This is a genomic window from Palleronia sediminis (genome assembly GCF_004358695.1).
Classification (GTDB): domain Bacteria; phylum Pseudomonadota; class Alphaproteobacteria; order Rhodobacterales; family Rhodobacteraceae; genus Palleronia; species Palleronia sediminis.
Window position 1 is genome coordinate 34,228 of the sequence record NZ_SNAA01000017.1, and the last position, 19,849, is coordinate 54,076.

General features: G+C 67.8%; 20 protein-coding genes. 17 read left to right on the forward strand and 3 right to left on the reverse strand.

What is annotated here, in order from left to right:
• Nucleotides 1-23 precede the first annotated feature (23 nt).
• Genes E2L08_RS13785 through E2L08_RS13795 form a run of 3 tightly spaced genes read left to right on the forward strand, consistent with a single transcriptional unit; the run spans nucleotide 24 to nucleotide 3,035 of the window.
• Nucleotides 24-1,022 carry a lysylphosphatidylglycerol synthase transmembrane domain-containing protein gene (locus E2L08_RS13785; protein ID WP_133397675.1) on the forward strand — a complete coding sequence of 333 codons (999 nt, stop codon included), beginning with the start codon at nucleotides 24-26 and terminating at the stop codon, nucleotides 1,020-1,022.
• The gene (locus tag E2L08_RS13790) at nucleotides 1,003-2,310 is read left to right on the forward strand and encodes an FAD-binding oxidoreductase (protein ID WP_133397676.1); all 1,308 of its coding nucleotides are present in this window, start codon (nucleotides 1,003-1,005) and stop codon (nucleotides 2,308-2,310) included. The genes E2L08_RS13785 and E2L08_RS13790 overlap by 20 nt, the downstream gene beginning before the upstream one ends.
• Entirely contained in the window at nucleotides 2,307-3,035 is a 729-nt protein-coding gene (locus E2L08_RS13795) for an SDR family oxidoreductase (protein ID WP_133397677.1), read from the forward strand. Before E2L08_RS13790 ends, E2L08_RS13795 begins: the two co-directional genes overlap by 4 nt.
• Here E2L08_RS13795 and E2L08_RS13800 read toward each other — a convergent pair.
• Nucleotides 3,032-4,441, reverse strand: coding sequence for a UbiA family prenyltransferase (locus E2L08_RS13800; protein WP_133397678.1), 1,410 nt, complete (start codon nucleotides 4,439-4,441; stop codon nucleotides 3,032-3,034). The genes E2L08_RS13795 and E2L08_RS13800 overlap by 4 nt on opposite strands.
• The gene (locus E2L08_RS13805; protein WP_133397679.1) at nucleotides 4,434-5,297 is read right to left on the reverse strand and encodes a lytic transglycosylase domain-containing protein; all 864 of its coding nucleotides are present in this window, start codon (nucleotides 5,295-5,297) and stop codon (nucleotides 4,434-4,436) included. Before E2L08_RS13805 ends, E2L08_RS13800 begins: the two co-directional genes overlap by 8 nt.
• 244 nt (nucleotides 5,298-5,541) lie before the next feature.
• On the opposite strand from E2L08_RS13805, the gene E2L08_RS13810 reads away from it, so the two are divergent.
• The 12 genes from E2L08_RS13810 to E2L08_RS13865 all read left to right on the forward strand — a co-directional run bounded on the left by E2L08_RS13810 (nucleotide 5,542) and on the right by E2L08_RS13865 (nucleotide 16,107).
• The gene (locus E2L08_RS13810) at nucleotides 5,542-5,733 is read left to right on the forward strand and encodes a hypothetical protein (protein WP_133397680.1); all 192 of its coding nucleotides are present in this window, start codon (nucleotides 5,542-5,544) and stop codon (nucleotides 5,731-5,733) included.
• A 144-nt stretch (nucleotides 5,734-5,877) separates the two neighbouring features.
• Nucleotides 5,878-6,072: a Flp family type IVb pilin gene (locus tag E2L08_RS13815; protein WP_133397681.1), complete on the forward strand. Its 195-nt coding sequence runs from the start codon at nucleotides 5,878-5,880 to the stop codon at nucleotides 6,070-6,072.
• A 190-nt stretch (nucleotides 6,073-6,262) separates the two neighbouring features.
• Nucleotides 6,263-7,105 (forward strand): Flp pilus assembly protein CpaB, encoded by an 843-nt coding sequence (gene cpaB, locus E2L08_RS13820; RefSeq protein ID WP_133397682.1) that lies wholly within the window; start codon nucleotides 6,263-6,265, stop codon nucleotides 7,103-7,105.
• A gap of 186 nt (nucleotides 7,106-7,291) precedes the next feature.
• Nucleotides 7,292-8,641 carry a type II and III secretion system protein family protein gene (locus E2L08_RS13825; protein ID WP_240758239.1) on the forward strand — a complete coding sequence of 450 codons (1,350 nt, stop codon included), beginning with the start codon at nucleotides 7,292-7,294 and terminating at the stop codon, nucleotides 8,639-8,641.
• A 5-nt stretch (nucleotides 8,642-8,646) separates the two neighbouring features.
• On the forward strand, nucleotides 8,647-9,297 hold the full coding sequence (locus E2L08_RS13830) for an OmpA family protein (RefSeq protein WP_133397684.1): 651 nt from the start codon (nucleotides 8,647-8,649) through the stop codon (nucleotides 9,295-9,297).
• 160 nt (nucleotides 9,298-9,457) lie between these two features.
• Complete coding sequence (locus tag E2L08_RS13835) at nucleotides 9,458-10,711, forward strand: CpaE/TadZ family protein (protein ID WP_133397685.1); 1,254 nt, start codon at nucleotides 9,458-9,460, stop codon at nucleotides 10,709-10,711.
• Between the two features lies 1 nt (nucleotide 10,712).
• Nucleotides 10,713-12,161, forward strand: a complete 1,449-nt coding sequence (locus E2L08_RS13840) for a TadA family conjugal transfer-associated ATPase (RefSeq protein WP_133397686.1) — start codon at nucleotides 10,713-10,715, stop codon at nucleotides 12,159-12,161.
• A 6-nt stretch (nucleotides 12,162-12,167) separates the two neighbouring features.
• Complete coding sequence (locus E2L08_RS13845; RefSeq protein ID WP_133397687.1) at nucleotides 12,168-13,136, forward strand: type II secretion system F family protein; 969 nt, start codon at nucleotides 12,168-12,170, stop codon at nucleotides 13,134-13,136.
• A gap of 22 nt (nucleotides 13,137-13,158) precedes the next feature.
• Nucleotides 13,159-14,127, forward strand: a complete 969-nt coding sequence (locus tag E2L08_RS13850; protein ID WP_370450689.1) for a type II secretion system F family protein — start codon at nucleotides 13,159-13,161, stop codon at nucleotides 14,125-14,127.
• Nucleotides 14,124-14,699, forward strand: coding sequence for a tetratricopeptide repeat protein (locus tag E2L08_RS13855; RefSeq protein WP_168771160.1), 576 nt, complete (start codon nucleotides 14,124-14,126; stop codon nucleotides 14,697-14,699). The genes E2L08_RS13850 and E2L08_RS13855 overlap by 4 nt, the downstream gene beginning before the upstream one ends.
• Nucleotides 14,700-14,723: 24 nt before the next feature.
• The gene (locus E2L08_RS13860) at nucleotides 14,724-15,581 is read left to right on the forward strand and encodes a tetratricopeptide repeat protein (protein ID WP_133397689.1); all 858 of its coding nucleotides are present in this window, start codon (nucleotides 14,724-14,726) and stop codon (nucleotides 15,579-15,581) included.
• A 4-nt stretch (nucleotides 15,582-15,585) separates the two neighbouring features.
• Entirely contained in the window at nucleotides 15,586-16,107 is a 522-nt protein-coding gene (locus E2L08_RS13865; RefSeq protein WP_240758240.1) for a prepilin peptidase, read from the forward strand.
• Here the strand turns inward: E2L08_RS13865 and E2L08_RS13870 are convergent.
• Entirely contained in the window at nucleotides 16,012-17,709 is a 1,698-nt protein-coding gene (locus E2L08_RS13870) for a DUF2339 domain-containing protein (protein ID WP_133397691.1), read from the reverse strand. The genes E2L08_RS13865 and E2L08_RS13870 overlap by 96 nt on opposite strands.
• Nucleotides 17,710-17,840: 131 nt before the next feature.
• Here E2L08_RS13870 and E2L08_RS13875 point away from each other — a divergent pair, with 131 nt between their 5' ends.
• Together E2L08_RS13875 and E2L08_RS13880 are read left to right on the forward strand one after the other, a co-directional pair.
• On the forward strand, nucleotides 17,841-19,148 hold the full coding sequence (locus E2L08_RS13875; RefSeq protein ID WP_133397692.1) for a DUF8689 domain-containing protein: 1,308 nt from the start codon (nucleotides 17,841-17,843) through the stop codon (nucleotides 19,146-19,148).
• A gap of 90 nt (nucleotides 19,149-19,238) precedes the next feature.
• Complete coding sequence (locus E2L08_RS13880; RefSeq protein WP_133397693.1) at nucleotides 19,239-19,838, forward strand: MarR family winged helix-turn-helix transcriptional regulator; 600 nt, start codon at nucleotides 19,239-19,241, stop codon at nucleotides 19,836-19,838.
• The last annotated feature ends 11 nt before the right edge of the window (nucleotides 19,839-19,849 follow it).

The following is a 19,849-nucleotide window of genomic DNA, read 5'->3' on the forward strand; positions in this document are numbered from 1 at the left end:
AATGCCCGGCTATCACGGCGCTCATGAAGGTCACGACCGCCATCCCCCGCACCACGCGCAACCGCGACATCGCGCTCGGCGCCCTGTTCGCGCTGGCCATTGCCGCGGGGCTGGTCATGCTTGCCCGTGGAACCGGCTGGTCCGAGGTCGTGAACCAGATCGCCCGCCTCGGGGCGGTTCAGATTGCGGTTTTGCTGGTATTGTCGCTGGCGAATTACGGCTGCCGCGCGCTGCGCTGGCATGTCTGCGTGCGCCGCGCCGGGCTCGACCTGCCGCTCTCGTCCAGCCTGCGCCACTTCCTCGGCGGGTTCGCCATGTCGGTCACGCCCGGCCGGGTGGGCGAACTCGTGCGCCTGCGCTGGATCGGCCGCGAAACCGGCGCCGCCATGACGCGGATCGCGCCGCTGGCGCTCCTCGACCGCGCGGCGGACCTGGGCGCGATGGCGCTGATCCTCGCCGTGTCGCTGGCCCTGGCGCAGGCAGGCATCGCCGGGGGAATGCTGGCCGCGGGCGGCGCGCTGGCGCTGGCCTTTATCGTCACCCGCCCCGGTCTTTTCGCGGCGGCCGCGCTGGGCGCCTATCGGGCTACGGGGCGTTTCGCCCGGCCGCTTGCGCGGCTGCGCAGCGCCGCGGGGCTCTTGGGCCGGTTCCAGGCGCCGCGGGTCGCGGTGCCGGTGCTGGCGCTGGGCATCGTCGGCTGGGCGGCCGAGGGGATCGGGCTGTGGCTGCTGCTCGGTTGGTTCGGCGCCCCGGTGGGTTTCTGGGCCGCCATCGCGATATTTACCTTTGCAACGCTAGCGGGCGGGCTGACCGGCGCGCCCGGCGGCCTCGGCGGGGCCGAGGCGGCGATGGTCGCGCTGCTCGTCGCGTCGGACGTCCCGCTCGATGCCGCCATCGCGGCGACCGCAGTGATCCGCCTCACCACGCTGTGGTTCGCGCTGGCCATCGGGCTGGTCGTCTTTCCGGTCGCGGAACGCCACGCCACCCGCTGCGAGAGGGATCATGCGCTGGAAAACCGCTGAATATGCCGGCTGGGGCCGTGCGCTTCGTGCCAAGGGCCGGCTTGCCCGCCCCGAACGCCAGGCCGAGCTTGCGCGCCTCATCGCCACGTCCCCCGCACCTGTTCTGGGCGCGCGCCGATCCTATGGCGATGCCTGCCTTAACCCCGGCGGCGACGCGATCCTCAGCACGCGGCTCGACCGCGTGCTCGAGTTCGACACGCAAACGGGCGAGATCGAGGTCGAACCGGGCCTTACTCTTGCCGACCTGCTGCGCCTCGCCCGGTCGCAGGGGTTCCTGCCGCCGGTCCTGCCGGGGACGGGTCACGCCACGGTGGGCGGCGCCGTCGCGATGGACGTGCACGGAAAGAATCACCACCGCGCCGGTAGTTTCGGCCAGCATGTCACCGCCTTGACGCTGCTCACAGGCGACGGCCCGCTGCGTCTCCACCCCGGTGAGGCCGCGTTTCTCGCAACCATCGGCGGGCTGGGGCAGACCGGCCCCATCGCGCGCGTCAGGATACAGCTCGAGCGGCGGCAGGCGGGGGCGATGCGCGTCACCGAAACCCGCGCCGCCGATTGGGACGCCCTCGTTTCGCGGCTGGCCGAATCGCCTGCGGAATACGCGGTCGCCTGGATCGACGCCACGGCGCGCGGGGCGGCCACCGGACGCGGCATCGTCGAAGAGGCCGCGCCGACCGAAACGCGCCGCACCGCCCGCGAAAGGCGGCTGCGCGTGCCTCTCGACGCGCCGCGGCTGGCGCTTGCGCCACCGGTGGTGCGGCTGTTCAACGCGGCCTATCTCGCGCGGGTGCCAAAGGAGGGGCGCACGCGCGACATCCCCTGCGAGAGCTTCTATTTCCCGCTCGACGGGATCGCGGACTGGAACCGCCTCTACGGCCGCAACGGGTTTCACCAGTTCCAATGCGTCCTGCCCGAGGCGCGGCTCGACGCGCTGCGCGCGATATTCGGCGCGATCGTCGAGAGCGGTCTCGCCTCGCCGCTGAGCGTGCTCAAGCGCATGGGGCCGGGGCGCGCGGGGCATATGTCCTTTCCGATGGAGGGATGGACGCTCGCCTGCGATATCCGCGCGGGCGACGCGGGCGAAACCGCGATCCGCGCCCTCTACGACGATGTCGCCGAGGCCGGCGGGCGGATCTATCTCGCGAAGGATGCGCTGGCCGGGGGGGCGATGGTGCGCGCGATGTATCCAGAACATGCCGACTGGCTGGCCGAGGCCGACCGGCTGGACCCGAATGCCGCCTATGCCACGGGGCTGACGCGACGTCTCGAGCTGAGGGGCACGTCATGAGCGAGACCTGGATCGTCCTCGGCGCATCCTCGGCGATGGGGCGGGCGCTTGCGCGCAGCCTCGCCGAACGGGGGGCCGGTTTGATCCTAGCCGGACGGGACGAGGACGATCTGGCCGCGACCGCCGCCGATTGCCGCGCGCGCGGGGCTGCGGATGCGGAGATCGCGCGGCTCGATATCGGCGATCCCGCGGGCTTTGACGACATCCGCGCCATGGCCGGACCGGGGCGCGTGAACTGCGCCGTCTTCGTGGGCGACATGCCCGCGCAGGACGAGATCGACGCCGACCCCGCCCTGATCGACCGCGTCATGCGCGTCAATCTGACCGGCCCCGCGCAATTCCTGACCGGCCTTTTGCCGCAACTGTCCGAACATGGCGGCACGGTGGTCGGCGTCTCCTCTGTCGCGGGCGACCGCGGTCGGCAGGGCAATTACGTCTACGGGGCCGCCAAGGCCGGGTTCACGACCTATCTTTCGGGGCTGCGTTCCCGGCTCGAGGGGACCGGCGCCCATGTGGTGACGGTCAAGCCGGGCTTTGTCGACACCGCCATGACATGGGGCCTGCCCGGCATGTTCCTCGTCGCCCCGCCGGAACGGGTGGCGCGCGACATCCTGCGCGCCGCCGACCGCAAACGGGACGTGATCTATACCCCCGGTTTCTGGCGGGCGATCATGCTCATCATCCGGTCGATCCCCGAGCGGGTGTTCAAACGCCTGTCGATCTAGCCGAACCACTCGGACCACAGGCCCGCCGCCCAAAAGATCAGAGACAACGTGATGAGCAGCAGCCCGATCCCGCGCCGGTCCTGTAGCGCGAACACGATGGGATCGTAATCCATGCGTCCCCGCGCGCCCAACGCCACCATCCGCATCAGCCACAGCGCCATGACCGGCAGCGCCGCCCAAAGCAGCCACCGGCTGGGATAAAGCGCCTCGGCCTGCGGCGACATGGTGTAGATCGCGAATATCGCCAGCGCCGCGACCACGCCCATCCCGGCGAGGTTCAGCAGATCGGGCTTGTCGGCAGCCCCGTACCCTCGGCCCGGCAAACGCTCGGGCGACGACGCGCGGGCCAGTTCGGTCAGCCGTTTGACGCAGCCGAGCGTGAAGAACACCGGGAAGACGAAAACGAGCATCGCGGTGGTCGCCGGCACCCCGGTCGCGGCCGCGCCCGCCACGACCCGCAAGGTGTAAAGGGCGGCAAGGCAGAACAGATCGACCCAGCGCATCCGCTTGAGCCGCAGCGAATACCCCAGCGACAGCGCGACATAGACGACGATCACCCCGGTGAAGGCCGCGCCCAGCGCGGCCGATACCGCCAGGGCCGCGCCAAGCGCTGCAACGAACAGCACCAGCCCCGTCCTGATCGACACCGCCCCGCTGGCAAAGGGGCGGTTGCGTTTCGTCGGGTGAAGGCGGTCGGCCTCGAGATCGAGCAGGTCGTTGACGATATAGATCGAGGACGCGGCGAGCGAAAACGCCACGATCCCCAGGAGCGCCAGTCCGAAAGTCGCCCAGTCGAACGCATGGGCCGCCACGGCAGGCAGGAACAGGAGGATGTTCTTGACCCAGGATTTCGGCCGCAAGGCCCGGACGATATCTTTCGCGCGGCGCTCGGCGGGCAGGCGCTCGATCGGTCCGTCGGTGCGGGGATCGGCGCCGACGGTCAGGGCGCGACCGGCCTTGGCCCACACGGCGCGGTCGGCGGTCGAATCGCCCGCGTAGTCGAACCCCCCGACGCCGAACCGGTCGACGAGGGCGCGCGCCTTGGCGGCGCCCTTGAGATTCGCGCCCCTCTCGGACCCCATCGCGCCGTCGAACCCATGATGCGCGGCCAGCGCCTCGACATGCCGCCGGTCGGAGGCCGAAGCGAGGATCACCTCGCGGCCCTCGGATTGCGCCGTGCGGGCGCGCGCTGCGAGGCCACGGCGCGTGGGCATCAGGTCGACCCTGAGCGGTACGGATTCGGCCAGCTCGGCCTTGAGCCTGTCGGGCCGCCGCCAATGCCGGGCGAGCGATCTCAGCGTCGCCCCCGGCGCCCGCCCGATCCCGGCGCAAAGCGATTCGTGCAGCAGGTCGGTCTTGAGGAACGTCTCGTCCACGTCGAGCACGAGCGGGCGCGGATCAGCCATTCTGCGCCGTCCGGCCGTTCACGAAGACACAGCCATCCGAGGCCAGCATCGGCGGCGTCAGGCACAGCCCGCGCGCGATGCGAAACGCCGCGAGCACCTTGGGCACGTAATCGAGCGTCTCGACATAGGGCGGGACGCCCGAATGCTTGTCGACCGCCCCCTCGCCCGCGTTGTACCCGGCCAGAACCAAAAGCGGATCGCCCTGGAACCGCCCCATCAGCCAGTCGAGATATTTCACCCCGCCCTCGATGTTCTGCACGGCATTGGTGCTGTCGGTGACGCCGAACCGCGCGGCGGTGTCGGGCATGAGCTGCATCAGCCCGGTCGCGCCCGCATGGCTGACCGCGTCGGTCCGCCCCGCCGATTCGACCGCGATCACCGCCAGCGCGAGGGCGGGCGAGACGCGGGTGCCGACCGTGGCCTTGAGGATCTCGATCCCGTGACGGTCCGCGATCCGGCGCAGATCGTCGAGCCGGAATTCGGGCGCCGAGACGCCGCCGGGCGGGGCGGCGAGCGCGTTCATGGCACCTTCGAGCCCGCCGGGCCCCAACCCGTTCAGCGGCACCCCGTCCCAGAACCACGCGTAATCCTGCGCGCCCGCGGGCGGGGCGGCTTCGGGCTGCGCGCGTTGGGGCAGGATCGCATCGGGCCGGCGAAGCACGGTCTTGGGGCGCGCGGCGAGGATGCGCGCCTGTTCCTCGGGGTCGATCTGGACGCCGATTCGGGGCCGCGTTCCGGCGGGCGGGGCCTTTTGACGTTTGAAGGTGAAATCGGGAAACGGCGAGACCGCCTCGCCGGCGGCCGGAACGGCGAGCGTCGCCGCAAGGCATGCGGACAGGACCAGTGTGAGACGCATCAGGGCTGCTCGACCGTTCGGCTTGTTCTCGTTGCGCCCAGTTTCAGAGGGGACGGACGGATGCGGCAAGCCTAACCTCGGGCATTCGGGCCTTTTCCGGCCGATCGTCGCAAAAATCCCCCGGTTTGCGGCATCGAGATGGCGCGGTTAGCGCTCGCGCCGCCGTCTTTCCCCCGGTTTGCCGCAGTTGCGACGCAGAGAAGGTTAACAAGCCGTTACCGGAAGACCGAAGGAACCGACCGTTATGACAGTATCCATGTTCAAGAAGTTCGCTGCGTCCCAGGACGGTGGCATCTCGGGGGACTGGGTCCTTCAGGTCGGACTGATCGTCGCGCTGGCCATCGGCGTGCTGAGCGCGGTGTCGAACAACCAGGAAACGGCATCGTCGGGTCATACCCATTACAACGGCTACACCATCACGACGCAGTTCCGCTGATCCCGCAATCATGGCCGCGGCGCCCCGAGGATGCCGCAGAATGAAACGACCAGCGCCCAAAAGATGCCCCAAAGCAACAGCAGATTGTCCTCATCGCCACCGAGCACAGGCGACGCCCCGAACCGAAAACCACTGGAGCATGTCATGAAATTCTTCAAACTCGCCAAGACCTTCCGCAACGACGAAGACGGCGCCGTCACCGTCGACTGGGTCGTGCTGACCGCCGCCGTCATGGGTCTGGGCATCGCCGTTCTGACGACGGTCCGGGGCGGCACCACGTCGATCTCGAACACGATCTCGTCGCACCTAGGCGGCGCCACGACCACGGCCTTCCCGTAAGGCCGGGCCATACGTCCGACCGACGACTGACATGCCTCGGGCCCGCATCCTGTCGATGCGGGCCCGTTGCTTTCGATGGTCACGGCAGCGTCACGCCGGCGCCGCATTTCCAGGCCATGCTTTCGAGGATCGCCGCGACGGGCCCGGCACGATACCGGGCCAGTCCGGCAGCCGAAGATGAGGTGACAGGATGCGTATCGTTTTCATCGGCGTTCTCGCGATCGGTCTCGCGCTTGCGGGGTTCGCCGTCTACATGATCCAGAACCAGATCGCGGAATACCAGACCGCGCTCGAGGCCGAGCGCGCCAAGAACGGCGCGAGCGTGCCCATGCGCCCGGTCATCGTGGTCAATCGCGACATTCCTTATGGCCAGCCGCTCGTCCCCGAGGATCTGCGCGTCGTGTCCTTCCCGCTCGACGCGGTGCCCGAGGGGCTGTTCGGAACCTTCGAAGAGATGTTTCCCCGCGGGGCCGACATGCCGCGCACCACGCTGCGCTCGATGCTCGCCAACGAGGCGGTGCTCGCCTCCAAGGTGTCCGAGCCGGGCGAGGGCGCGGGCGTCTCGTCGCGCATCAGCAAGGGCAAGCGCGCCTTTGCGATCAGCGTCGATGTCGCCACCGGCGTCTCGGGTTTCCTGCGCCCCAACGACCGGGTCGATGTCTACTGGACCGGCATGACCCCCGATACCCGGTCAGAGGTCACGCGCCTCATCGACCGCAGCGTGCGCATCGTCGCCGTCGATCAATCCGCCGACGAGGAACGCACGGGCGCCACGGTCGCGCGCACCGTCACGGTCGAGGCGACACCCCAGCAGGTGGCCAAGCTCGCCCAGGCGCAATCCTCGGGGCGGCTGTCGCTGTCGCTGGTCGGCGGCGCGGACGATGTCGAGGTCGGCGTGGTCGAGATGGATCAGCGCAGCCTGCTGGGCATCCGCGACGATCCCGTCCCGGTCGTCGAAAAGGACGAGGTCTGCACCATCCGCACCCGCCGGGGCAACGAGGTGGTCGAAATCCCGATCCCCTGCACGAACTGACGCCAAAGGCCCGGTTTCCGGGCCTTTGCTGTGTTGCGGGGCGGTGACAACCGCCCGGTCACCGTATCAGCGACGTTGCAATGACGCGAAACGCCCCGCAGGGTGACTTCAACGAACGGGCACAAGACCCGGATATTCGAGGCGAAAGCACGTTCAATGCCGATAAGGGCGCTCTTCAGACTGGCTATGATCGGGTGCGCGTTGGCGCTCGTGGGGGTTCCGGCGGAAAGCCCGGCACAATCCCTGCGTGTGTTGCAGGGCAGCACCTCGGGCGTGCTGCGCGTGCCGATGAACCGTGCGGTGGTCGTCGAATCCGACATGCCCTTTGCCGAGCTGAGCATCGCCAACCCCGCCATCGCCGATATCTCGACCCTGTCCGACCGCACCGTCTACGTTCTGGGCAAGACGCCGGGGCGCACGACGCTGACGCTATTGAACGCCGAGGGGCGGCTCATCACCAATGTCGAGGTGCATGTCGTCCCCGATCTGGGCGAGTTCAAGGAGCGGCTCCAGCAGATCCTGCCCAACGAAAAGATCGAGGTGCGCACCGCCAATGACGGCATCGTGCTGTCGGGCACCGTCTCGTCGATCACGGCGCTGGACCGCGCGCTCGATCTTGCCGGGCGCTATGCGCCCGACCGGGTATCGAACCTGATGACGGTCGGCGGCACGCAGCAGGTGATGCTCAAGGTCCGCTTTGCCGAGATGAGCCGGTCGGTCAGCAAATCCCTCTCGGCCTCGCTGGGCGTGTCGGGCACCGATTTCTCGGCCGAGACCGGCGGCTACCTGCGCGGCGACAACGCGCCCGGCCAGCCGGTCGAGGTCGCGAGCGGCACGCAGGGCGCGACGGTCTTCGGCTTCGGGCCCGAAAGCCTGCGGTTCGAGGTGCTGCTCGAGGCGCTGGAAAGCCGCGGGGTCGTGCGCACCCTGTCCGAGCCGAACCTGACCGCGCTTTCGGGCCAGCAGGCCTCGTTCCTGGCGGGCGGCGAATACCCCATTCCCGTCGCGGGCGGCGACGAGGGGGTGACGATCGAGTACAAGCCTTTCGGTGTCGAGCTCGAGTTCACGCCGCGCGTCGTCGATACCGACCTCATCAACATCCAGCTCGCCGCCGCCGTCTCGGCCGTCGACCCGACCATCGGCATCCAGCAGAACGGGTTCAACATCGACGGGTTTTCGCGGCGCGAGACGCAGACCACCATCGAGATGCGCGACGGCGAAAGCTTTGCCATCGCGGGGTTGTTGCAGGACGATTTCCGCGACCTCGTGGGCCAGGTTCCGTGGCTCGGCGACATTCCGGTGCTGGGCGCGCTGTTTCGCAGCAGCGAATACGCCCGCGCGCAATCCGAACTGGTCATCATCATCACCGCCCATCTCGTCACGCCCGTCCGGGGCGAGGCGCTGACCCTGCCGACCGACCGCGTCACACTCCCGACCGAACGCGAGCTGTTCCTGTCGGGCCGCACCACCGGCGGCGCCGCGGGCGAGATCGCCCGCCAGGGCTTCTCGGGGTCCTATGGCTACGTTATGGAGTGAGGACGATGTCGGCAAAGGCGCCCACCCTGCTTGCCGCCCTGCTGGCCTTGGCCGCCTGCGCAGACGTGCCCGTGGGCGAAAGATGGGGCGCGCCGGTCGGGGCCTCTCTGGACGAGGGACGGTTCGGCGCGGCAACCGCGAACAACATGGCCGTGCAATCGGGACGGATCGGCCAGGTCGAGGGGCTGAACGCCCGCTTTTCATCCGAGATCGACCCGATGGTGAATTTCGCCTTCGACAGCGACGTTCTGTCTGCCGAGGCCTATGCGACGGTCGCGCGGCAGGCATCGTGGATCCGCCAGTTCCCCGAGGTGACCTTCCGCGTGTTCGGCCATACCGATCTCGTCGGCAGCGACGCCTACAACAAGGCGTTGGGGCTGCGGCGGGCGAAATCGGTCGTCGATGCGCTGATAGCCAACGGCGTGCGGCGCGACCGGCTGGCCGCGATGGTGTCATTCGGCGAATCGCGCCCGCTGATCGCGACGCAGGGCCGCGCCGAGGCGAACCGCCGCACCGTGACCGAGGTGTCGGGCTTTGTCGGGCGGCGCGGCACGCTGCTCAACGGCAAATATGCCGAGGTGATCTTTCGCGAATACGTGGAAAGCGCCGTTGCCCTGCCGCCGGCCGATGACGGCGGCCTGAACGTGGTCGAGTAGCGCCCGCAAGCCGGCACCACCGTCCCCGTTTGTCGAACGATTATGCCCGTCCGGCCAAAATGTTGCCCACTTCATCGCCGATAAAGGCGCCAGACGGACCCTATCCGGCTTTCCGCCGGCCCGGTCCGACCCATGCTCGACCGAGCGAAGGATGACGCATATGGCTGGAAACCTCGCAGTGGCGCCCGACCCCGCACCGTTCCGGGCCTGCACCGTTTCGCGGGATGTCCAACAGTTCGACCTGCTGATCGACGACATGGAAACCGTGTTCGGCGAGGATTGGGGCGATCTGTCCTTTGCCGAGGCGCGCGCCTTTCTCGGCCAGCCCGACGCCGCCGACCTGCGCATCCTCGCCCTCGCCATCGACACGGCGGATACCTCCGAACTGCCTTTCATCGAGCTTCTGGTCGCCGAGGCGCATGACCGCGGGATCAAGGTTCTCGTCGTGGCCGAGGATATCAAGCCGGTGGACCTGCACCGGATCCTCAGGAAAGGCGCGTCCGAGTTCCTGCCCTATCCCCTGCCCGAGAACGCCCTGCGCGAGGCCGTGGCCCGGCTCGAGGCGCCCGAGCCGGCGGTCGCCCCGCCGGTCGAACAGGCCCGGCTCGCCGCCCCGGCTCGGATGGCGGGCGGCAACCGCAACGGCGTGATCCTTCCGGTGCAGGGGCTTGCGGGCGGGGTCGGGGCCAGCACCTTCGCGGTGAACCTCGCCAACGAGCTGTCGCTTTTGTCCAAGGGCGACGATGGCAGCGTGTGCCTGCTCGATCTCGACCTGCAAACGGGGTCGAGCGCGACATATCTCGACCTCGTCCAGCGCGAGGCGGTGTTCGAGCTGTTGTCCGACACCGAGACGATGGACGACGAGAGTTTCCGCCAGGCGCTGGTCCCCCATGATGACCGCCTCTGGACGCTGACCGCGCCGGCCGAGATCCTGCCGCTCGACATCATCGGCCCCGAAGACGTGGACCGCCTCATCGACGCGGCCACTGCGCAGTTCGATTACGTCGTGATAGACATGCCCCGCACGGTGGTCCACTGGACCGAAACGGTACTCAACCGCGCGCATGTGTTCTTTTCCCTGCTCGAGATCGACATGCGCTCGGCGCAGAACGCGCTGAGGCTGCTGCGCGCGCTAAAGGCCGAGGATCTGCCGGTCGAAAAGCTGCGCTTCATCCTCAACCGGGCGCCGAAATTCACCGACCTCGCCGGGAAATCGCGGGTCAAGCAGCTTGCCCAGAGCCTCGATATCTCGCTCGAGGTGCAGTTGCCGGACGGCGGCCGCCCGGTCTCCGAGGCCTGCGACCGGGGCGTGCCGCTGGCCGAGGCGGCGCGCAAGAACCCGCTGCGGCGCGAGATCGCCAAGCTCGCGGCCTCGGCCCACGAGCTGAACCGCGAAGCATCGAAGGTAGGCTGACATGTTCTCCCGCTACAAGAAGACCGCCCAGCCCGCTGCCCCGGCCAAGACCGCGCCCCCGCGCGCCGGCGCCGCCCCCGAACAGTTGCCCGAGGCCCCGCGCAAGCGCGCCCTGCCCGAAAACGTGCGCCCGGCCCGCCGCGCCGAGGCGCGGCCGGAACTCGACAAGGATCGCCGTCGCCGCGAACGCCTCGGCGATATCAAGGTCAAGCTGCACCAGGAACTGCTGGACAACCTCAACCTCGCCGCGCTCGACACCGCCGCCGAGAGCGATCTCAAGGCCGAGATCAGCGCCATTTCGGCCGAGGCGCTTCAGGAAATGGGCGTGGTGCTGAACCGCGAGGAACGCCAGTCGCTGAACCAGGACCTCTTTGACGAGGTCAAGGGGCTCGGCCCGCTCGAGACGCTGCTCAAGGACGATACGGTCAACGATATCCTCGTGAACGGCCCCAACCAGATCTTCGTCGAGCGGGCGGGCAAGCTGCAACTCACCGATATCAGCTTCAAGGACGAGCGGCACCTCCTGCGGATCATCGACAAGATCGTGTCGGCCGTCGGGCGGCGGGTGGACGAATCGAACCCCTATGTCGACGCGCGGCTCGCCGACGGGTCGCGGTTCAACGCGATGGTTCCGCCCATTGCCGTCGACGGCAGCCTCGTGTCGATCCGCAAGTTCAAGAAGGAAAAGCTCGGCATTCCCGACCTGGTGAATTTCGGCGCCTTCAGCGAGGAAATGGCGCTGTATCTCGAGGCGGCGGTCAGCACGCGGCTCAATGTGATCGTCTCGGGCGGCACGGGCTCGGGCAAGACGACCACGCTGAACGCGCTGTCGTCCTTCATCGACGATTCCGAACGGATCCTGACCATCGAGGATACGGCCGAACTCCAGCTTCAACAGACCCATGTGGGTCGGATGGAAAGCCGCCCGGCCAATGTCGAAGGCCGCGGCGCGGTCAGCCAGCGCGACTGTCTCAAGAACGCGCTACGGATGCGCCCCGATCGCATCATCGTGGGCGAGACCCGCGGCGAAGAGGTCATCGACATGCTGCAGGCCATGAACACCGGCCATGACGGGTCGATGACGACGATCCACGCGAACTCGGCCCGCGACGCGGTCAGCCGTCTCGAGAACATGATCGCCATGGCGGGGATCGAGATGCCGCTCAAGGCGGTGCGCAGCCAGGTCGCGAGCGCCGTCAACCTGATCGTGCAGGCCAGCCGCCTCCAGGACGGCTCGCGCCGGATGACCTCGATCACCGAAGTGACCGGGATGGAGGGCGACGTGATCTCGATGCAGGAGGTATTCCGCTTTCAGCGCACGGGGCTGACGCCCGAGAACAAGATCCTCGGCCATTTCACCGGCACGGGCGTCCGGTCGCATTTCGCCGAGCGGTTCAGGATGTGGGGCTACAACCTGCCCCCCGAGATCTTTGACGTGGTAAAGGGCTGACCGGACATGAGCATCAGTTTCGATCTTGTCGTCTACGGCGCGATCTTCTTCGCGGTGCTGCTATTGGTCGAGGGCGTCTATCTGACGGTGTTCGGCAAGTCGATCAGCCTCAACAGCCGCGTCAATCGCCGTCTCGAGATGCTCGAAAAGGGCAAGAACCGCGAAGAGGTTCTCGACCAGCTCCGCAAGGAGATGACGCAGCATATCCGCAGCCAGCGCATCCCGATCTACGCGATCCTCGCCGAAAAGGCGCAGCGCGCGAATATCGCCTTCACCCCCTCGCAGCTCATCATGATGATGGCGGCGCTGGCCGTGTTCTCCTATGTCGCGCTGACGCTGGGCACGACGGCCTCGGGCACCATCCGCTTTGGCGTCAGCATCCTGATGGGCGTCGGCGGCATCTATGTCTGGATCAACAACCGGGCCAAGAAACGCATGGCCCTGATCGAGGAACAGTTGCCCGACGCGGTCGAGCTGATGGTGCGCAGCCTGCGGGTCGGCCATCCGTTTTCCTCGGCGCTGAACGCCGTCGCGAAAGAGGTGCCCGACCCGCTCGGCTCGGAGATGGGCGTGATCGCGGACGAGGCCGCCTATGGCCGCGACGTGGGCGAGGCGCTGAAATCCATGGCCGAGCGGCTCGACATGCAGGATCTGCGCTTTCTCGCCGTGGCGGTCACGATCCAGCAGCAATCGGGCGGCAACCTGGCCGAGGTGCTTGCCGGCCTCGCCGGGGTGATCCGGTCGCGGTTCAAGCTGTTCCGCCGGGTCAAGGCCATCACCGCCGAGGCCAAGTGGTCGGGCATGTTCCTGTCGGCCTTCCCGCTCGGGGCGCTGGTCATGGTGAACCTGTTGCAGCCGAACTATTACGACGCGGTCAAGGAAACCCAGTATTTCATCCCCGCCTGCCTCGTCGTGGCGGGGTTCCTGATCGCGAACATCTTCGTCATGCGTTCGCTCGTCGATATCAAGGTATGAGGCCCGCCCGATGGATGCTCTGATGAACATGCTGACCGGAACGCTCGGGCCCGCGGGGCCGCTGATCGCGGTCGGCGGGCTGGGCCTCGTACTGGTGCTGGCCACCCTGCCCTTTCTGCTCGGCAAGGGCCCCGACCCGATGCAGAAGCTCAAGGAGCGGACCCGCGACGAACGCCGCCGTCAGGACGGGGACGTGCAATCGCTCCGCCTTGGCGGGCGCAACAAGGACAAGCTCGAGAAATTCTCGACCTTTCTCGAACCCCAGAACGCCGAGGAATTCTCGGCCGTCAAGCTGCGGCTGTTGCAGGCGGGCTATCGCAGCCCGAACGCGATCCGCATGTTCCATTTCGCGCAGTTCGCCCTCGGGATCGGGGCGCTGGTCATCGGCCTGTTCCTGGCCCTGTCGCGCGCCCAGAACGGCGAGGTGACGACGCAGTCGATGATCCTCTGGACGCTGATTCCGGGCGCCGTGGGCTACATGCTGCCGCGCTATTGGGTGACGAAACGGTTGCAGAAACGGCGCGAGGAAATCACCAACGGCTTTCCCGACAGTCTCGACATGATGCTGGTCTGCGTCGAGGCCGGGCAATCCATGGACCATTCCATCGCGCGGGTCGCGACCGAGATCAGGTCGGGCTATCCGGCGCTGGCCGACGAATACCAGATCGTCGCCTACGAGGTGAAAGCGGGCAAGGACAAGCCCACCGTGCTCAAGGACATGGCCGAACGGGCTGGCGTGCCCGATGTCGCCAACTTCGTCACCGTGCTGATACAGTCCGCGGCCTTCGGCACCTCGATCGCCGAGGCGCTGCGCGTCTATGCCTCGGAGATGCGCGACAAGCGGGTGATGCGGGCGGAGGAAAAGGCCAACACCCTGCCCACCAAGATGACGCTGGCGACGATGATGTTCTGCGTCCCGCCGCTGCTCATCATCCTGCTCGGCCCCTCGATCCACAGCATCATCGAAACCTTCGGACAGATCGGAATGTGACCGGGTTGCGCGCGATCACGCTTGCCGCGCTCGCCGCGCTGGCCCTTACGGGCTGCGCGGACACGCCCGACGCGCCCGCCGATCCCTTTGCGCCCGCGGGGGTGGACCGGGACGAAGAGGCCGTCGACGGCCTGACCGTGGGCCACAGGCTCATGCGCGCGGGCGAGTTCGAGCTTGCGCGCAAGGCCTATTTGCGCGCTGCGCTCGAACGCGGGTTCGATGTCGATATCCTCTCGGCGCTCGGATCGGCCGATCTGCGGCTGGGCCGGCTCGGCCAGGCCGAGGAGCGGTTGCGCGACGCCATGGATCGCGACCCGACATTCGTGCCGGCGCTGAACAATCTGGGCGTCGTCCTGATGGAGACCGGCCGCACCGCCGAGGCGGCCGAGGTCTTTCGCGCGGCCTTTGCCAATGACAGTGGCCAAAGTGACGCCATACGGGCGAATCTTGCCCGCGCGCTCGCAAAACGCGACGATCCGGCATATGCTGACCCCGAAAAAGAGAGCTTCGCGCTGGTGCGGCGGGGTCGGGGCGATTTCCTGATCCTCGGCGCAGCGGAAGACGGGGCCTGAGCGGGCAGGCTGGGAACGCGGGCGATGCGCCATAAACCATTCGTGACACTTGTGATTTGCGCGCTTGCCGTTTCGGCATGCGGCGACCGGTCGGACGAGGCCGAGGTTCAGCGCGCGCTCAAGGATATCAACGTCATCGACGAGGCGAATCTCAACGAGGTCATGATGTCCGCGGCGGACCCGGCCGAGGCGGTCGCCTATTTCCGCCGCACCGCGACGCAAAACCCCGACCGCCCCGAACTCAAGCGCGGGCTGGCGCGGTCGCTGGTGCGCGCCAAGCAACCCGCCGAGGCGGCCGGCATCTGGGCACAGGTGGCGGACGGGCCGGGCGGCACCCCCGAGGACCGGGTGGAACTGGCCGGCGCCCTGATCCGGGCGGGCGACTGGACCGGTGCCAAGGCGCAGCTCGATCGTATCCCGCCCACCGTCGAGACCTACGAACGCTACAAGCTCGAGGCCATGGTCGCCGACAGCAAGGGCGACTGGACCCGCGCCGACAGTTTCTACGAGACGGCCGCGGGGCTGACGCTGAAACCCGCGGGCATCCTGAACAACTGGGGCTATTCAAAGCTCAGCCGTGGCGATTACGCGGCAGCCGAACGGCTTTTCGCCCGCGCGCTGAGCCATGATGGCAGCCTTTTCACGGCCAAGAACAACCTCGTTCTCGCGCGCGGATCGCAGGGCAATTACGACCTGCCCGTCGTCAAGATGACCCAGATCGAAAAGGCCCAGCTTTTGCACACGCTGGCGCTGGCCGCGATCAAACGCGGCGATGTCGCGACCGGCCGCTCGCTGCTCGAAGAAGCCGTCGAGACCCATCCCCAGCATTTCGAGCCGGCGGCCCGCGCGCTGGCCGCGCTCGACGCCAACGTCACCAACTGACGCCGTGGAGTGGTCGCTGACGCATTTCGCGGCGGGCCTGGTGTTCCCGGACCGCGCGGCGCTGTGGCTCTTGCCGCTGGTCGCGCCCGTCTGTCTCTGGGTGGCCTGGACCGACCTCACCGAGATGAAGATCCGCAACCTCGCGGTGGCGATCCTGTTGGCGATCTACGCGCTGGTGGGGCCGCTGGTACTGCCGTTCGAGTTCTGGGCCTGGGGCTGGCTGAACTTCGCGGTGATCCTGTTATTCGGGTTCTTCGCCAACATGATCGGCGGGCTGGGTGCGGGCGACGCCAAGTTCATGGCCGCCGCCGCCCCCTTCATCGCGGTACGTGACACGATGCCGGTCCTCATGATCCTCAGCGTCATGCTGCTGGCGAGCTTTGCCCTTCATCGCGCGGCGCGCGGGCTGGGGGTCGGGCGCCGCGTGGGCTCAGGCTGGGTCAGTTGGACCTCGCCGCGTTTCCCGATGGGCCTGGCCCTCGGTCCCACGCTGATCGTCTATCTCTGGCTCTGCGCCTTGGGCTGAGCCGTCGAGCCGCAGCAGGATATAGAGATCGTTGCGGGCCACCTCGACGGGGTGCAGGTCGCCGCGGGCGTTCAGCGCGGCAAGCGTCTCGGACCGGACGAACAGGCTCGAGGGGCAAAGCGGCACGAAGACATGGGTGGCGTTCTCGATCCCCGGCAGCCCGTCGTAATGCCAGGGCGTGCCACCCTCGAGCGGCGCGATGCGGTCGGAATAGATCCAGAGCGGGTTGAGCAGGTCGGCCGAGAATATCCGCAGATCGCCCTCGGGCACCGCCCGTTCGATGTCGCGCACGATGGCGGGAAACCAGCCGACGAGCGCGTTGGACAGCTTGCAGGTGGGCAGGGTCTCGCCCCCGAGGATCGCAGGCTTGCCCTCGCGGCTGTCGGCCTCGGCCATGCGGGCGAACACCTCGGGGAAATCGCGCTCGCCCGCCCGCGACATGTCGAGCTGTTCCATCCGGTCGGCGAGTATGACGAAATCGTCATGGCGCGTACCGGCGAAAACGGCACGGAAATCGCCCGGCTTTTCGGCGTGATGGCGCAGCGGGCTCACCGCGTAGTTCGAGAATATCGGCACCCCGAGCGCCAGCATGGCGACGGCGATATAGCCCGGCGCGGCGCGGCGCCCGGCAGTGTCGAGTGCCGCCCACAGGACGAGCCCCCACAGCACGAACCAGACCGGATCGTGCCCGAAATTCTGCCAGGTGACATAGACGAACCCCGGCAGCGCGAACAGCAGTCCCAGCCCAAGCTCGCGCTGGCCGCCACGGCGCAGCAGGATCACCGACAGCAGCGCCAGCGCATGGCCCGCGATGAGCCCCGGCGCCACCAGAAGCTCGCCCAGCGGCAGACCGGGATACGAGCGTCCGGGCGAATTGGCGACGGCGAGGAGGTCGGTGACATACCCCTCCCAGAAACCGAGGCCCAGCCACGCGGTCGCCGCACCGAGCGTCGCGATCCCCACGGCCACAGCAGCGCCCAGGCGCCGCCAATCGCCGCGTGCCGCCAGGACCACGATAATCGCCGGGGCCAGCGCCAGTACGTAAGTCACCTTGATGAGCACGAGCCCCGCCATCGGCAGTCCGATGGCCAGCGCGTCCAGGATCGGCGCCTCGCGCCGCGCGGGCAGCACGCCCACCGCGACCGCGACGAAGGCCAGCGCCCAGGCCCATCGGTTGTAGTGCATCGACATCGACAGCCCCGCGACATCGCCCCCTTGCACCAGCGCGAGCGGCAAGAGACAGGTCGCGGCGAGAAAGGCGAAACCGGTCCAGCCGGCGAACCGGCTTGCCGCCGCCCATAGGGCGAGGGGCAGGATCGCCAGAGCCATCGCGACCTGTCCGCCCACCATGGCGAGGCCGATCCCCTGCCCCGCCGCGACCAGCCCCGAGATCGGCCAGAAGGCCAGCGGCCCGATGGGGGTCATGAAATCGCGATGCGGCATCTGCCCGTCGGCCATGCGCAGGACGATATCGGCGAGGTGAAGCATGTCGCCGTCATAGAGCGAGCCGTAGAACCCACCCTTCATCAAGGACAAGCCGCCCAGAACCGCGATCATCGCGAGGCCGAAGACCGGCAGGGCGATCCGGTGAAACCTGCTCATGTGTCCTGCCTCATTCCGCTATTTCGCCACAATACGGGCGCATCCGCCGGTCACAAACGATCCTGACCCGACCGCATGGCCAAAATTGGAAAGCGCGGCGGCGATACCATGACCCGGAGGCCCGTAATCCCGTGAACATCCCGACCGATCCCGGCTTTGCCCCCGCTGCGCCCAGGACGACCGAGGCGCTTGGCCTGTCCCCGGTTCTCGTGACCGATATCCTGCTCAAGACTATGTTCCGCACCGGCGCAGAAACCGCGCCCGAGATCGCGCGGCGCATCTGCCTGACGCGCGCCCTGACCCAGACGCTGATCGACGCGGCCCGCACCGCGGCCCTGCTCGAGGCGACCGGGACGCTTCATGCCGGGGGCAGCGGCGAGATGGGGTTCCGGCTGTCGGATGCGGGGCGCAAGCGGGCGCAGGATGCGCTGGCCCAGTCCGAGTATTTCGGCCCCATGCCGGTGCCGATGGCCGTCTATGCCGAGCAGGTCAAACGCCAGTCGCTGCGCAACATGGCCCTGACGCGGCCGCAGCTCACCCGCGCGATGGGCCATCTGATCCTGCCGCCGTCGCTGATCGACCAGCTCGGGCCCGCGGTCGGATCGGGCAAGTCGATCCTGATGTACGGCCCGCCCGGCAACGGCAAATCGTCGATCTCGAACGGGATCCGCGATGCGCTGGGCGACCGGATCTACGTGCCCCACGCCATCGAATATGGCGGCCAGATCATCAGCGTCTATGACCCTATCGTGCACAGCGCAGCCGAAGAGACCGCCGACGACCCCACGTCGCTGCGCTGCACGCCGCGCCACGATGCGCGCTACATCCGCTGCGACCGCCCCACCGTGGTGACGGGGGGCGAGCTCAAGCTCGACATGCTCGACCTCGTGTTCAACCCGGTGTCGCGCACCTACCAGGCGCCGCTTCAGCTCAAATCGACGGGGGGCGTATTCATCGTCGACGACCTCGGGCGGCAGGCCGATCCCCCGCAGGCGCTCATCAATCGGTGGATCGTCCCGCTGGAGGAGGGAAAGGACATTCTTGCCCTTCAATCGGGCGAAAAATTTGAGGTTCCGTTCGATACGCTCGTGATTTTCTCTACGAATTTCCACCCCGAAAAGATCTTCGACAAGGCGGCGCTGAGGCGGATCGCCTACAAGGTCAGGATCGACGGCCCCTCGCGCGAGGATTTCCTTAAGATCTTTGCCCTCGTGGCCAAGAGAAAGGGGATGCCGCTGAACGAGGCCGCGCTGGTTCACCTGCTCAAGGTGAAATACCCGACCATCGGCAACGTCTACGCGAATTATCAGCCCGTGTTCCTGATCGACCAGATGCTTTCGATTTGCGCGTTCGAGGGGATTGCGCCGCAGATGTCGCCCGAACTGATCGACCGCGCCTGGGCCAACCTGTTCGTCGAGGAGTGCGAGGTCGAACACTAGCCCCGCGCGCGCCATCGGGTCGCACCCCGCCGCCCTCGCCAAGGGTGGCGGGCGATTGCCAAACTGGTTTCGTTTCGCTATCAGTTCGGCATGGCTGATACGCTTCACACCCCTGACCGGATCGCGCAGCTTCTGGTTCATCTCGGCCGCGCGGCGCGGTGCGAAACCTCGGGCTCGGACCTGACGGCGGCGCAATGGACCTGTCTGCGGTTCTTTGCCCATGCCAATCGCAGCACCCGCACGCCATCGGCCTTTGCCAGCTTTCAGGCCACGACGCGCGGCACCGCCTCGCAGATCGTAAAATCGCTCGAACGGCAGGGGCTCGTTACGCGCAGGCCCTCGGCCCGCGACGGGCGCAGCGTCTGTTTCGACCTCAGCCCCCTCGGGCAGGCGATGCTCGAACGCGACCCGCTGGGCGATCTCGTGGGCGTGATCGACATTCTCGACCGGGCCGAGCGGGATCGGTTTCTCGCGACCCTGTCTCGGCTCAGCTCGGCGCTTGCGGTGCGGCGCGACGGACCCGCCTTTGGCACCTGCGCCGATTGCGGCCATTTCGGAACCTCGGGCAACGGCGCCTATTGCGCCTGCATGGCGGCCGAACTGGCCGAAGCCGATATCGTCAAACTTTGTGCAAGTTACACGCCGACCCCAGGGCCGGCATCGGAAGGAGAGCGCGATGGCGCAGCCTGACCCCCAAACAG

Bases quoted from the DNA above. Each gene is read 5' to 3' on its own strand.
- E2L08_RS13795 (WP_133397677.1), top strand. From the start codon at position 2,307: ATGAGCGAGACCTGGATCGTCCTCGGCGCATCCTCGGCGATGGGGCGG.
- E2L08_RS13860 (WP_133397689.1), top strand. From the start codon at position 14,724: ATGCGCCATAAACCATTCGTGACACTTGTGATTTGCGCGCTTGCCGTT.
- E2L08_RS13880 (WP_133397693.1), top strand. From the start codon at position 19,239: ATGGCTGATACGCTTCACACCCCTGACCGGATCGCGCAGCTTCTGGTT.
- E2L08_RS13845 (WP_133397687.1), top strand. From the start codon at position 12,168: ATGAGCATCAGTTTCGATCTTGTCGTCTACGGCGCGATCTTCTTCGCG.
- E2L08_RS13790 (WP_133397676.1), top strand. From the start codon at position 1,003: ATGCGCTGGAAAACCGCTGAATATGCCGGCTGGGGCCGTGCGCTTCGT.
- E2L08_RS13850 (WP_370450689.1), top strand. From the start codon at position 13,159: ATGAACATGCTGACCGGAACGCTCGGGCCCGCGGGGCCGCTGATCGCG.
- E2L08_RS13840 (WP_133397686.1), top strand. From the start codon at position 10,713: ATGTTCTCCCGCTACAAGAAGACCGCCCAGCCCGCTGCCCCGGCCAAG.
- E2L08_RS13805 (WP_133397679.1), bottom strand. From the start codon at position 5,297: ATGCGTCTCACACTGGTCCTGTCCGCATGCCTTGCGGCGACGCTCGCC.
- E2L08_RS13870 (WP_133397691.1), bottom strand. From the start codon at position 17,709: ATGAGCAGGTTTCACCGGATCGCCCTGCCGGTCTTCGGCCTCGCGATG.
- E2L08_RS13815 (WP_133397681.1), top strand. From the start codon at position 5,878: ATGAAATTCTTCAAACTCGCCAAGACCTTCCGCAACGACGAAGACGGC.
- E2L08_RS13825 (WP_240758239.1), top strand. From the start codon at position 7,292: ATGATCGGGTGCGCGTTGGCGCTCGTGGGGGTTCCGGCGGAAAGCCCG.
- E2L08_RS13830 (WP_133397684.1), top strand. From the start codon at position 8,647: ATGTCGGCAAAGGCGCCCACCCTGCTTGCCGCCCTGCTGGCCTTGGCC.
- E2L08_RS13800 (WP_133397678.1), bottom strand. From the start codon at position 4,441: ATGGCTGATCCGCGCCCGCTCGTGCTCGACGTGGACGAGACGTTCCTC.
- E2L08_RS13785 (WP_133397675.1), top strand. From the start codon at position 24: ATGAAGGTCACGACCGCCATCCCCCGCACCACGCGCAACCGCGACATC.
- E2L08_RS13835 (WP_133397685.1), top strand. From the start codon at position 9,458: ATGGCTGGAAACCTCGCAGTGGCGCCCGACCCCGCACCGTTCCGGGCC.
- E2L08_RS13810 (WP_133397680.1), top strand. From the start codon at position 5,542: ATGACAGTATCCATGTTCAAGAAGTTCGCTGCGTCCCAGGACGGTGGC.
- cpaB (WP_133397682.1), top strand. From the start codon at position 6,263: ATGCGTATCGTTTTCATCGGCGTTCTCGCGATCGGTCTCGCGCTTGCG.